Consider the following 12,831-nt stretch of genomic DNA (forward strand, 5'->3'; position numbering starts at 1 on the left):
CAGGATATGTCAGACTCGGAATATGGTATCATTGAGTTCACGAAGATCCTTACTGACCTGCCCCAGATCATCCGCCTGTGCCTGCAGGATGATCTCCACATCGTCCAGATCCATCTTTCCCTTTTGGATGCTTGAAACGAGGCCTTCCAGACTGGCCTTGACCTGTTCCACAGGGTTTTCCAGTTTGGTGGTTACAGCAGAGAGGCAGGCAACACGGGCCTCCTCTGCCACGAAGGCCCGGTGTTTGTAAATGGATGTCTCGATTGTGGTGTAGAGTTCCCGCGGCCGGATGGGTTTGATCAGGTAACCATACGGATTCGTCCGTATCGCCCGTGAGAGCGTCTCCTCATCCGAATAGGCGGTGAGAAATATCACCGGGATCTTCAGGCGTCCGGATATTTTCTCTGCCGCTTCGATGCCATCCATCTCACCATCCAGCCGGATATCAATGAGTGCCAGATCCGGCAGGGTTTCCATCGCGAGATCAATTGCCCGCTGCCCTGTCGTCGCCTTCCCTGCCACCAGGTATCCAAAGTCATGGATTGAATCTTCAAGAGCCATTGCGATGATCACTTCATCCTCCACGATGAGGATCTTCGCATCAGTCAGAGAACTCTGGTAGCTCTCATATTTCATCACCAATCCTAGGGAAGGGATAGTATTAATACTTTAATCTCCCTGAGCCCGGATGCCGGCAGATTGTGTAGAGAGAGAATCAAAATGCTGTAGAGCTATAAACCGACATTTCCCCGTCATAAATCGTGATATTACGGTTCAAAATATCGTCACCTCTGACCCGTATCCGGATACGGGCAGAATGCAGTGCGAAAAAATACCAGCAAAAGTCATCTCGGCAAATGTGTACAAAATAACGGCTGAAGGACATGTTGACCTCCCTACCACCCCCCCGGCAGGCAGAGAAGTCGACACACCATAGTCACCCACATGTATATTAAAGCTATGCCATGCAAACCACAAAAATGCAGAAAAACTATTTATAGTAAAAATAATTTTTAATATATAATTGCCGAATGAGCTCGATAAAACCATCCCGCCCAACCCCCATAACAGCCTCTCCGGCACAACCGTCGCCCCCTCCTGATACGACAATGTCTCCCTCCACCTGCCTGTGCCCTCACCCTTTTCCCCTGATACTGCCAAAAAATAGAGCAGGATCAGTATATAGCCAGCAGCACCAGAGAGAGGAAGAAATATGGATACAAAGCGAGACGGCAGACAAAGACGGAATATTACCACGGGAGACAGTGTCAGGATTGTCCTCAAAAAAGATCAGAGAACCGGAAAACTAACAGACGGAACCGTAAAAGATATCCTTACTAACTCTTCATACCATCCGCACGGCATTAAGGTGCGCCTTGCTGACGGGCAGGTCGGCCGGGTTCAGGAATGTTTGGGGGACGCGTAAATATACTTCTGATTACCCGGCAGAACATGCACAATGAATATATGACACTTTTGCGGCCACATTTTGAAAACAGGGACATCGTCTCATTTGAGGGGTTTATCCACATGGATAACCGGGATAAAGTCCCGAACCAGTCCCATGAATACCACCGGCCACAGGATGCCGCCGATATACCCTGATGTAACACCGTACAGAAGAAGACCTCAGCGAGGTCTCATATTTGAGGGGGATGAAATGATATTTCACCCACATTTTTCTAATATGATTATAATATGACAGACGGTTTCAGGAACACAGCCTCATCTCCAAAATGTCCGTTCAGGAAAACCCTCCCGGACTGACAGCAGTGGAGATTATCTCGTCATATTCATTCTGCGTCAGAACAGCCGGTGAATATGATGCGCCCAGCTGTTCGAGGTTTTTCACAAAGGCACGCAGGTGATTTTCAGACCCACGCATCAGATTTTCATAAACATACCGGATATCTGCATTTTCAGTCCGGCTCATGGCATCCTGCAGATCGACAATGTCTGTCTCTTCAACAAGGGCTGCCGCACGCAGGGCATCTTCGGGAGACTGCAGACCGGCAGAGACCAGATCATCATAGAGTATCTGTAATTCCGGATGGCCAAATACCCCCGGAACAATAATCTCAGACGGTTCATCGTCCAGACCATATCGTTCAATAAGAACTGTCACACTGTCCATATGTGTCTGCTCCGCACCCCCGATGTTTTTGAACACCTGCATGCCCCATTCCTCATAAAAAACTCCATACACATCACGGGCAAGCCGTTCCTCTTCCTCCAGGAAACGAAGATCCGAGATCTCCGCTGTTGAAAGCGTATCGTCGGGGGAAGAGGTCAGTTTCGTCTCAAGGACTCCGGGGTCCAGAACCGTAACATAGGAATCCTCCACAGAAGAGAGAGTAGGCTGAGGAGTTCCCTGCTGCTGTTCAGTGGTACAGCCGACACTGATCACCAGTATGATGACACAGATTCCAGCCACAACGCCCCATATTTTTGGTCTTTCCATAATCGTTCGTTCTTCATGGGAAGAGCAATAACCCTTTTGGAAAGAACAGAAAAGCGGCAATCATATATTCTCCATTTACCAAACGTCACATATGCCCATTCGGGTCCTCCTTGTTGATGACGAACCGGCCCTCCTTGACATAACAAAAATATTCCTGCAGCGTGAATCAGAGTTTTCTGTTGTTACCGCACACTCCGGTAAGAAAGCTCTGGAATTCCTTGATACCGAACCTTTTGACGTTATCATTTCCGATTATGAGATGCCGTGGATGGACGGCCTTACCCTGCTCTCTACGATCCGGGAACGGGGGATGTCACTCCCATTTATTATCTTTACCGGCAAAGGACGCGAGGAAGTCGTCATTGAAGCGCTCAACCGTGGAGCCGATTTTTATCTCCAGAAGGGAGGGGATCCGAAGTCCCAGTTTGCCGAACTGAAATCAAAGATCATCCATGCGGTGGAGAAGAAACGGGCAGAAGAAATAGCCCGTACTGCTTATGCAAAGATAGAAAAATCCAATGCAATCCTCGAAGAACAGAACCAACGTCTTGAAGAGAGTGAGGCAAAGTTCAGAAATCTGGCAGATTCCACCTCAGTAGCCATCCTGATACACCAGGACAACCGATGGATTTACGCAAATCCGGCAGCTGAAAGGATGTGCGGTTTTTCAGCAGAAGAGATCTGCACAATGGAATTTTGGGAAAGAGTTGCCCCTGAATTCCAGGAAATCGTTAAGGAACGGGGACAGTTCAGAGAACTGGGAAGGAATACTCCAAACACCTATGAATTAAAAATCCTCACAAAAACAGGAGAAGAAGCCTGGGCCTACCTAAGAGGAAGCACAACCGAGTATCAGGGCCGGCCAGCAGGGCTGATTTCGGTCATCGACATCACCGAACGAAAAAAGATGGAGACGGCACTCAGAGAACAGGAGGATAACTACCGTACCCTCCTGAATTCAATGAGCGACACCATCTTTATCCTCGACGAGCGGGACAGGTTCACCGGCATACACCACAATAAAGGATTACTTTACGCCCCACCAGAGGATTTTCTGGGCAAACACTTCAGGGATGTGATGCCAGGGAAAATATATGGGCAGTACAGCATTGCGGCAGATATCCTGAGAGAGACAAAAAAAACCCAATACTACGAATATCAGCTTGAGATAGGAAATGAACAAAACTGGTTTGAAGCAACACTGAATCTCCAGGAGGACGGGCCAGGTATCGTCGCCGTTATCAGGGATATTACCGACCGAAAGCAGATGGAAGAAGCACTGCGGGAGAATGAGGCACGTTACCGGACTCTGGTCGAAAATATCCCTATCGGCCTCATCCAGGCGAATACCACAGGGGAGATCATCTATGTCAACCCACAGATTTATGAGATATTTGGAACATCTCCAATAAAATCCACAGAAGAGCTCAATCAGTTATTATATCCACATATTCAGGATTCCGGGATTAGAACCGATATCCAGACAGCGATGGTTGAGAAGCGGGCGGTCGAGGGTGAATATAAGTATCTTAGCAAAGGGGGAGCTGATTGCTACGTCCGATACCGGATGGCACCGCTTGACACAAACGGTGAAATGACCGAGATGCTGACCATTGTCGAGGACATCACGGTACGCCGACAGGCAGAGGATGCGCTCAGGCTTGCCAACCACAAACTCGGCCTCCTCTCACGGGTTACCCGACATGACATCCTGAATGACATTATGGATGCAAAAGGGCATCTTGAACTCAATGAAGCTGAGTACCCTGCAAGCGGGACACCATACCTCACGGCCGTGGAAAAGGCAATCACACGCATTGAACGGGAGATTGAATTCACTGCGGAATATCAGGCACTCGGCACCTCGCCCCCAAAATGGCAAAAGGTCAGGCAGGTCACAGAGGACAGTCTCAACCAGATGGATGTGCCGGATGTGATCCAGACGGAAATGGACATCTCCCCTGTAGAAGTCTATGCCGACCAGTTGCTGACACTGGCATTTTCCAATATCATCAGAAATGCCCTCGTCCATGCCAAAGGGATCGCGAAGATCACCGTCATCACCCGGGAGGTACCAGGGGGTGAACTCTGCATAGCAATTGAGGATGACGGAACAGGGATACCCCTGGAGAAGAAAGAGGCAATACTCCAGCCCACCTACAACCGACGTTCCGGCCACGGTCTGTATCTCGTCCGGGATATCCTCGACCTGACAGGAATATCGATCAGGGAGACAGGGAAGCCGGGAGAAGGGGCCCGATTTGAGTTGATCGTTCCTGCCGGGCGCTGGCGGCATTTCATGGAAGATGCCGCCTGAGATATTTACTCAGGCCAAAATAGCATGAAAAATCCCGAAACACCAGTTTCATACACATTTCATGATGCATCAACAGAACATTTCCCAATCGCTATTGTTACGTCACGGTTTACAAAAACCCATATTTTTCAGAACATCACCGCCGGAGAAATATCCTCCTCTTTCCGGAGACGACATTCGCGAAATACCATACCTTTTTCATCCCTGAGAGATACCATCCACCGTTTCATGGGGGTGAAACAGAAAAATGGCAACAGTAACACGAAAAATGGTGGAAGACGCCGGTGTCGATGTCGATCACCTGGTCGATTTGCTGGTGAAGAATGCAGCAGCTGAACTGACGACCTTTTATTACTATACGATTCTCCGGGTTAATCTGGTTGGTCTTGACGGGGAGAACCTAAAAGAAATCGCTGAAACTGCACGAATCGAGGACAGGAATCATTTCGAGGCACTGGTGCCCCGGATTTATGAACTGGGAGGAAAACTTCCGGCAGACATGGTGGCGTTTCACAACATCTCCGGATGTCCGCCGGCACCCCTTCCCGATGATCCGACCGATACGATGGCAATTTTGAAAGTGCTCCTCCAGGCGGAGCAGTGTGCAGTGCGGCAGTATACCCATATCTGCAACCTGACAGCGGGAAAGGATCACCGGACCTATGATCTTGCACTCTCGATTCTCCATGAAGAGATCGAGCACGAATCATGGTTCTCAGAGTTCCTCGGCGAAGGGCCGTCCGGTCATTTCCTCAGGCGGGGAGAGACATCACCGTTTGTATCAAAGTTCCTTCGATAGAGAGCACTGGACAAATTATCCCTTTTTCCAACGAGGTTCGGATCCCTTTCCAATCCGGATTCATGTAATCTCACCGGTGGAAGAGTATATCATCTGCAGGCGGAATTAGTCTCAAAACAGTCAACCGACTGAACGGGGAGTGTCATGATGTGGAATTATTTTCTGGAGCAGCCACCGGTGATACAGGCACTCATCGCGGGGATCTTTACCTGGGGCATGACAGCTCTCGGGGCTGCGACGGTATTTCTCAGCCGGGAGGTAAACCAGAAATTTCTCGATGTGATGCTGGGATTTGCGGGCGGGGTGATGATCGCCGCCAGTTTCTGGTCACTCCTTCTGCCGGCAATAGATATGTCAGTGGGACAGGGCCTCCCGGAATGGCTTCCCGCCGGAATCGGGTTCATTCTCGGAGGGGTGGCCCTCAGTTCCATTGATAAAATTCTCCCCCACCTTCATATCGGATTCCCCTCAGAAAAGGCGGAGGGCATTCCGACATCATGGCACCGGAGCACACTCCTTGTGCTTGCGATAACAATGCACAACATCCCCGAGGGGCTTGCGGTGGGTGTGGCATTCGGTGCTCTTGCGGCGGGTTCAACAGAGACCCTGGCAGCAGCCGTCGCCCTCGCGGTTGGTATCGGCATCCAGAACTTTCCGGAAGGAATGGCCATCTCAATGCCGCTCAGGAGGGAGGGATTCTCTGCCCGGCGCAGTTTCTGGTACGGGCAGCTCTCCGGCCTTGTCGAACCGGTTGCAGCCGTCATCGGAGCGGCGGCGGTCATAATCGCCCGTCCCGTCCTTCCCTATGCCCTTGCCTTTGCTGCCGGAGCGATGATCTTTGTCGTCATCGAGGAAGTTATCCCTGAGTCGCAGATTAATGGGAATGCTGACGCGGCAACCTTCGGGGCGATGCTCGGATTTGTGGTGATGATGATTTTGGATGTGGGATTGGGATGAGGGAGGATTAGACAGAACAAGCATGGCCCACCCGTCCGATTCCATACGTCATCCATAACTGAAAAGCGAAGATTCATACGATTCCTGTGAGAGGTGAAAATACCCAGAACACAAAATTGACACCATAGTATTTCGCTGCACCCCTCCCAAGCACTTTTTATCCCATAGAACGGATAGTTCATTGAATGGACGTCATCCTGCAGATTCTCTTCCTGCTCATCTCTGCAAAGCTCTTCGGCGAACTGGTAGAGCGGGCAGGCTACCCGGCGCTCATCGGGGAGATTGCTGCAGGAATTCTTCTTGGCCCTTCACTCCTTGGCCTCGTTACACCAAATGAGACGCTCGAAGTCTTCGCTGATATCGGCATCATTGCACTGCTCTTTGTTAGCGGTGCGGAGATGAATCTGAAGTCATTTCTGGAGAGACGGAATGTCGCGGTCACCACCGCCGTTGCAGGCGTCCTCGTCCCCTTCGGGGGCGGAATACTGCTGGGACACCTGCTGAACCTCACCCAGACGGAGACACTCTTCCTTGCAATCGCCCTCTCCATCACCTCCATCGGTGTATCTGTACGGATACTTGTTGATTACAAGCAGTTGAACACGGTCCTCGGGACTGCTATCGTGAGTGCCGCCGTCCTTGACGACATCATCGGAATATTTCTGTTAGGCATCCTCTCCGCAGTTGCGATGCAGGGTACCACCCTCGCCGTGGATTTCCTCCCTGCGGGACTGCTTGTGGCCATCATCTTTCTCGTCCTCTTTGTCATCTTTGCACCCCGGTTGCTGCGTTGGCTCTTTGACCTGGCCCGAAAGACCGAAACGCACGAGATGGTCTATTCGGTTGCGATCATCCTCGCAATTGGGAGCGCCTGGCTCTCCCACGCGGCAGGACTGCACTATTCCATCGGTGCGTTCATCGCGGGCCTCATTCTCGGGGACCAGATCCGGAGTGACCGCCTGCTCTTTGACAGCCTGATGGACTTTGGATTCGGGTTCTTTGTAACCCTCTTCTTTGCTTCCGTCGGTCTTCTCTTCAGTTTCACACGGGAAACCTTCCTCTCCCCCTACATCATTCCCATCATCGTGGTCGCCATCGCGGGCAAAATCATCGGCGGCTATATCGGCTCCTTCCATTTTCTCCCCCGGGCGGAGGCTTTCCTCGTGGGTCTCGGAATGACACCGCGGGGGGAAATCGCCCTTGTCGTCGCCAAGGTAGCCCTCGTGGGAGGAATCATCGGGAGTGCCCTCTTCTCTGCCGTGACCGTCATGGTGATTGTAACGATCATTGTCACCCCGCTTCTGATGAAACACGGATTTGTATGGGCAGGGATTCGCGAAAAGGAATGATCCTGAAGGAAGCCTAATGAGAACCATATTCAGTTCGTTCTAATGCCGAATTGATCTCAGGAATGCCACATACCGCGACAAAACGTGAATAAAGCCACAAATAATCTCCAAAAACGCAATTAGACCCGCTGACATCCTGCGAAATACATCCATACAGAGGGGCAGAGAGAGGTATAATCACCCGGAGAGATACTATCCATCCTCTCACATATTTTAGAGAATAACGGCCCCATATTTCTCTCAAATCTTCCGTATTTTGGCGAATACCAGTCATTATAGGTGTTTATTCAACGGGAAAATACACAGAGAGAAATACGTCAGGTTTAGCCTCTGATCATCCAATTCAGGAAGGCACAGAGGGCGGGAAAGAGAGAGAAAAGATAGGGGGACATTCGGGAAGGTGGAGGTCAGAAAAACTGCTCTTGTTTCCCGTTTTTCTAACCAGACAGATTGGTAGTCATGCACGATTTTACCCAACATTCCGGGCGTATTGGGGAGATTACACCATTCAAACGTCCCGATCAGATCTCCCCTTCTCTGACAAGAAACGCAATGATATCACACATCTCCACCAGACCGATGGAAATGCCATCGTCATCCACCACAATAACATCCGGGTGCCGGTTCTTCTCCATCGCCAGCAGCGTCTCTGCAACGGTGGCGGATCTGGGCACCGTTACATGGCTGCGGGTCATCAGATCTCCTGCATGGAGGGCTGCACTCTTGTGAAGACACTCAAGGCACCCGAGTTTCCGCCGGCTGCGAATACCCATCCCCGGCGTGATGGCAGCAAGCAGGTCCATCCTCGTGATGATTCCAAGGAACCGCCAGTCGTCATCACAGACGATGATGTCAACACACCCTCTCCCCGTAAAAGAACGATAGATATCCGCCACCGGAGTCTCCGGGTGCACCCGGGCAAAGTCCGTCTGCATAATTGCGGTGATCGGCGTAGTCTCGGGGTTTGATTTTCCCGCCGGTGCTCGTGTGCCATCATCTGTCATGTGGATAAAGGGGGATCGGCATGGCAGAAGATATAGGTAGCGGTACTGGCGGGACGGATCCTCTGCAAAACTATGTGGCAAGTCATATCAGAATTCCAACCCGGTAATCACCAGTATCGGGTGCTCAGCGATTGATCTTCACCTCTTTCATTCCCATATTAGGAAATTACCAACGACCGCCGTCGTATGCCTGCCCGCACCGTCTGCACGGATGACCCTTCGTGGGTAGAGAATGGGGGGCGCAATCCAGTACTACGAGGAGATGGCAGAATTCTCGTGACATCGCATCCCAGGATGGCTCTCCTGCAAACCAGTAGAGATACATGTAACAGGAGGATGCCTCCTCGAGTTTCCTGATGGCATCCCTGATTTCGTGGACGTTAAGAGAGTACGATGCAAAGACGATGTCATATGGCGGACTGAGATCCTCATCCATGATGACGTCCTCCCACCGTTTCCATACAAGATCGATGTTGCCGATGCCTTCTTCTTAGAGATTCTCATTGAGTACCGACCAGATTACTGTCGATGGCTCCACGGCCGTAACTTTGCGGACCTGTCGTGCAAAGGGAATAGGGAAGATGTAGGGAGGATGGCCGGCCCCCCGCCCCTCCATCGAGCACACGTGATTTGGGTGTCAGGGGAAGCCCACGGATGGTCATTTCTTTTCGCTCTCCGTTGTTCTCCTGTACCATTCTGTAAAACCTGCGTGCAGCGCCCATTTCGTCCCAGAAACTCGCATCCGTGGAATTTCGGTTCGTCTTGTGGTGCTATATCCGCGGTTCATTCCATCCCTCGCCCCAGCCAGTCGTATATACTTCCATACCTGTCTTTCCTTTAAGGTGAACCTGGTTTTCTCAAATATTTGAACCGGCCGCGGATGCGGTCAGGATTGTTTGATGAACATCTCGGAGTAGGGTGCGAACCGCCCTGCATCGACGGGATAGGTGTACCGAATCCCGTCATTGCCGCAGACCATGGAGAGGGGGCGGGCAGATTCGATGTCAATGTCGCCATCGCTGGAAGCATACTGATCGTTCACCTCGAGGCGCTCGACTTTGCCGATTACCAGCGCATATTTTTCCCTGAGGATCTCTTCAACAAGCCTGCATTCCATCCACGCTATTGATCCTTCAATGCCCGGCGGAGTGATAACAGATGACGGGCGGGGCACAAGACCTGCCTCCTCGAACTCGTCGACCTCAGGCGGGTAGTTTCGGGAACAGATCATCACCTCCTCCAGCATCCCCACCGGCGGAACGTTGACGACGAATTCGCCGGTTTCCCTGATGTTGTCGAGCGTATCACGACGGATCCAGGAGGCAAGAATGATCTGGTCGAGAGGCCGGAGGATTGGGGTGATATTACCCCACGGTGCGGCGTTGCGGATCCCGGTCGTCGAGAGAGTGGAGATGAGCACCACCGGGAGGGGCAGGACGTTTTCTCTTTTATACGGCGTTAGTTGCATGTTCTCACATCCGTTGAATGTAAATGTCGGCTAAATTCTGCATAGTCATCATCACCCTTCCAGCACCGTGACCAGTTGGTCGATTACCGGGTGTCCGTTTGTCAAAGCCTCTCCGCTGAGGCCTGCTTCCAGGATGCCGGGTTCTTGTTGGATTTCACAGATGATCCGAGAAGAATCCGTAACTTCTTCGCGCATCCGGGCCGCCATGCCCGGATCTACCTTGTTCAGCACATAATAGAGCGGGATGCCGATACCCCCTGCGATCTCTCGAATCTTCTCCGCGAGTCGCAGCGATTCAAACGATGGGTCAAGAACCATGAGGATCACATCGGCCTCCTGATCGATGCCACGTCCGAAATGCTCGATTCCCGCTTCAGTGTCTACGATAGCAATATCGTTGTCATCGAGGCGAACTCTTTGAATAATCTGCCTTGCGAGTATCCCCATCGGGCATGCACACCCCTCTCCCGCATCGTGGATCTTGCCGATGGCGACGAGCCGAATGCCATGATCTTCGGCAACGTAGTCCTTCGGAAGGCTGTCGACTTTCCATGAATCCTCTATTAGATTAACGGAAGCAATATCGGGCATCGCTGCCATTATCTTCGCCCCCACGGTTTTCTTTCCCCCGAAGTAGTCAATCAGGTCGGCCGGTGCATCTGTACCGAGCAGGCGGTTCAGCCCGAGGTTTGATTCGTCGGTGTCGAAGACCAGCACAGAGCGGTTTCTCCGTGCATACTCGCGCGCGAGCAGGGCAACGAGCGTGCTCTTTCCACTGCCTCCTTTTCCACAAATAGCAATCTTCATCTTTTTTTCTTCCTTCGTTCGTTAGTTTCGGTGTACCTGCGTAACATCGTCAACTTAGTAGTGATAATACATTAATTAGTAACACTTGGTATGAATATTTACACTGCTCACCGGGGAGATGTTTTTGCTCGTCATCGACCGGACATGGAGAGTGGTGATCTGTTGTTGAACATCGATTTCCTCAAGCGGGCGGGAATGGACACAAAGTGCAACGCGCGGCCGGACATCGAGCGACATGACATCAGGGCTCCTACCCTGTGGCCCAGTACGCCCACCTGGACAAACCTTACGCACCCTCAAAAAGAAGGAGCTACGGCTGCTCTGGCAGAACACCTGGATGGAGCATGACGCTACCGGGGACCCATGTCCGGTGCTCAGGCTGCCGTTAAGGGCTCGTACAGGAACGGCTGCTCTCCTTCTACAACAGCTTGAAGAAGTCCGATGAGACACGAACGGTTGATGTCAACATTCTCCATGACCGGGAGATGACGTGGATGATTACGTTGCATATTAGGCAGAAATGGTGAGGCCAGTGTGGGTGGGGAGACTAATTGATTTTGAAAAGGGTTGCATCATTGACCAAACGGTATATTGATTGAAAAGCGACCGTAAATGGTGGGAGAGATTTTCGGCAATCAATAATCCCATTTGAAGTACATTATCTGTTTATCGAGTGTAACCTGTTTTTCAGGAAAAACACTGTTTGATTTCTAAAGGCTGGTTATTTCTTTTCATCCGCCGGACAATTATCCTTTTCCAGGAGCTGTTCCAGCTCTTCGATGCGGCTCATAATCTCTGTTTCTATCTTCTCCCGATCCCGTATCAGCTGCCTTAGTTCCGCAATATTCCGGGCAACCTGATCGTCTCCCCCCAACGGCTGTTCCGGAGAACTCTCCTCGATCTCCGGGGGGGTTAGCAGTTTGCTTGATATCAGACCGGCAAACGTCGCAAAGACGGCTACCCCTGTTGTCAGCACCAGAATTCCCACCAACCGGCCGACGGGCGTCACCGGATACCGATCCCCGTAACCTACCGTGGTAATAGAGACATACGCCCACCATATCGCATCGCTGGCGGTGATGATATTTGCAGATGGTGACCCTTGTTCTGCCTGCAGGACCAAAAACGCTCCGGATTCGATGATCAGGAGAACCATTAATACCACGATGTATACTGCTGATTCGGCCCGGTTCCGGGAAAGGTACATTCTGATATACCCGGACCCGTACTTGTGCACAATCCGGTATGCCTTGTATATCCGGAACAGCCGGAAGATTCGGAACATCGGTATGACGGCCAGTAGGTCAGCCCAGCCATAATCACGCAAAAAGTAATAGGAGCGGGACGGAGCTGTACCTAATCTGATGCCGAAGTCAGAGATAAAAAGCAGGGTAAGAACAGCGTTGATAATGAAGACCACGTTGACTGCATCCTGGTCGACTCCCGGAATATTGGAGAGAACCATATTGAAAACGGAAAGTATCGAAACGGCGGCGATGAATATTTCATATCCCAGGTCCAGTTGCTCTCTGCGCTTAATATGTATCATCAACACTCACAACAAAAAAACCGGCTCATTGCATATTAAGGCTCTTATTTTAATGAAGGAATCTCTCCCCCGAACGGGTGCCTACTGAAAGAAGCGCCCATATGCATATCTCAATGACCA

14 protein-coding genes are annotated in these 12,831 nt (G+C 51.2%); 5 read left to right on the forward strand and 9 right to left on the reverse strand.

Annotated features, from left to right (window positions below):
* Positions 1-9: 9 nt before the first annotated feature.
* Entirely contained in the window at positions 10-636 is a 627-nt protein-coding gene (locus OU421_RS03715; RefSeq protein ID WP_268187267.1) for a response regulator, read from the reverse strand.
* Between the two features lie 577 nt (positions 637-1,213).
* Between OU421_RS03715 and OU421_RS03720 the strand changes: the two genes are divergently transcribed.
* Positions 1,214-1,426, forward strand: a complete 213-nt coding sequence (locus tag OU421_RS03720) for a YwbE family protein (protein WP_268187268.1) — start codon at positions 1,214-1,216, stop codon at positions 1,424-1,426.
* Between the two features lie 318 nt (positions 1,427-1,744).
* Here OU421_RS03720 and OU421_RS03725 read toward each other — a convergent pair whose 3' ends face one another.
* Positions 1,745-2,461: a DUF2202 domain-containing protein gene (locus tag OU421_RS03725; RefSeq protein ID WP_268187269.1), complete on the reverse strand. Its 717-nt coding sequence runs from the start codon at positions 2,459-2,461 to the stop codon at positions 1,745-1,747.
* A gap of 91 nt (positions 2,462-2,552) precedes the next feature.
* Here OU421_RS03725 and OU421_RS03730 point away from each other — a divergent pair, with 91 nt between their 5' ends.
* The 4 genes from OU421_RS03730 (at position 2,553) to OU421_RS03745 (ending at position 7,883) form a co-directional block, all read left to right on the forward strand.
* Positions 2,553-4,778: a response regulator gene (locus OU421_RS03730; protein WP_268187270.1), complete on the forward strand. Its 2,226-nt coding sequence runs from the start codon at positions 2,553-2,555 to the stop codon at positions 4,776-4,778.
* A 247-nt stretch (positions 4,779-5,025) separates the two neighbouring features.
* Positions 5,026-5,577 carry a DNA protection during starvation protein gene (dps, locus tag OU421_RS03735; protein ID WP_268187271.1) on the forward strand — a complete coding sequence of 184 codons (552 nt, stop codon included), beginning with the start codon at positions 5,026-5,028 and terminating at the stop codon, positions 5,575-5,577.
* Positions 5,578-5,721: 144 nt separating this feature from the next.
* Complete coding sequence (locus tag OU421_RS03740; protein WP_326493521.1) at positions 5,722-6,534, forward strand: ZIP family metal transporter; 813 nt, start codon at positions 5,722-5,724, stop codon at positions 6,532-6,534.
* Between the two features lie 185 nt (positions 6,535-6,719).
* Positions 6,720-7,883 (forward strand): cation:proton antiporter, encoded by a 1,164-nt coding sequence (locus OU421_RS03745; protein WP_268187272.1) that lies wholly within the window; start codon positions 6,720-6,722, stop codon positions 7,881-7,883.
* Positions 7,884-8,404: 521 nt separating this feature from the next.
* On the opposite strand, the gene OU421_RS03750 is transcribed toward OU421_RS03745, so the two are convergent.
* The 7 genes from OU421_RS03750 to OU421_RS03780 all read right to left on the reverse strand — a co-directional run bounded on the left by OU421_RS03750 (position 8,405) and on the right by OU421_RS03780 (position 12,711).
* Positions 8,405-8,887: a CBS domain-containing protein gene (locus tag OU421_RS03750; RefSeq protein ID WP_268187273.1), complete on the reverse strand. Its 483-nt coding sequence runs from the start codon at positions 8,885-8,887 to the stop codon at positions 8,405-8,407.
* A 166-nt stretch (positions 8,888-9,053) separates the two neighbouring features.
* Positions 9,054-9,323, reverse strand: a complete 270-nt coding sequence (locus OU421_RS03755) for a hypothetical protein (protein WP_268187274.1) — start codon at positions 9,321-9,323, stop codon at positions 9,054-9,056.
* A 450-nt stretch (positions 9,324-9,773) separates the two neighbouring features.
* The gene (locus tag OU421_RS03760) at positions 9,774-10,355 is read right to left on the reverse strand and encodes a flavin reductase family protein (protein WP_268187275.1); all 582 of its coding nucleotides are present in this window, start codon (positions 10,353-10,355) and stop codon (positions 9,774-9,776) included.
* Between the two features lie 51 nt (positions 10,356-10,406).
* The gene (locus tag OU421_RS03765) at positions 10,407-11,162 is read right to left on the reverse strand and encodes an ATP-binding protein (RefSeq protein WP_268187276.1); all 756 of its coding nucleotides are present in this window, start codon (positions 11,160-11,162) and stop codon (positions 10,407-10,409) included.
* A gap of 75 nt (positions 11,163-11,237) precedes the next feature.
* A complete protein-coding gene (locus tag OU421_RS03770) occupies positions 11,238-11,399 on the reverse strand; it encodes a hypothetical protein (protein ID WP_268187277.1) in 162 nt (53 codons plus the stop codon).
* A 137-nt stretch (positions 11,400-11,536) separates the two neighbouring features.
* Positions 11,537-11,671, reverse strand: a complete 135-nt coding sequence (locus tag OU421_RS03775) for a hypothetical protein (RefSeq protein ID WP_268187278.1) — start codon at positions 11,669-11,671, stop codon at positions 11,537-11,539.
* A 212-nt stretch (positions 11,672-11,883) separates the two neighbouring features.
* Positions 11,884-12,711: an ion transporter gene (locus OU421_RS03780; protein WP_268187279.1), complete on the reverse strand. Its 828-nt coding sequence runs from the start codon at positions 12,709-12,711 to the stop codon at positions 11,884-11,886.
* Positions 12,712-12,831: the final 120 nt, after the last annotated feature.

Source organism: Methanogenium organophilum, assembly GCF_026684035.1.
Taxonomy (GTDB): Archaea; Halobacteriota; Methanomicrobia; order Methanomicrobiales; family Methanomicrobiaceae; genus Methanogenium; species Methanogenium organophilum.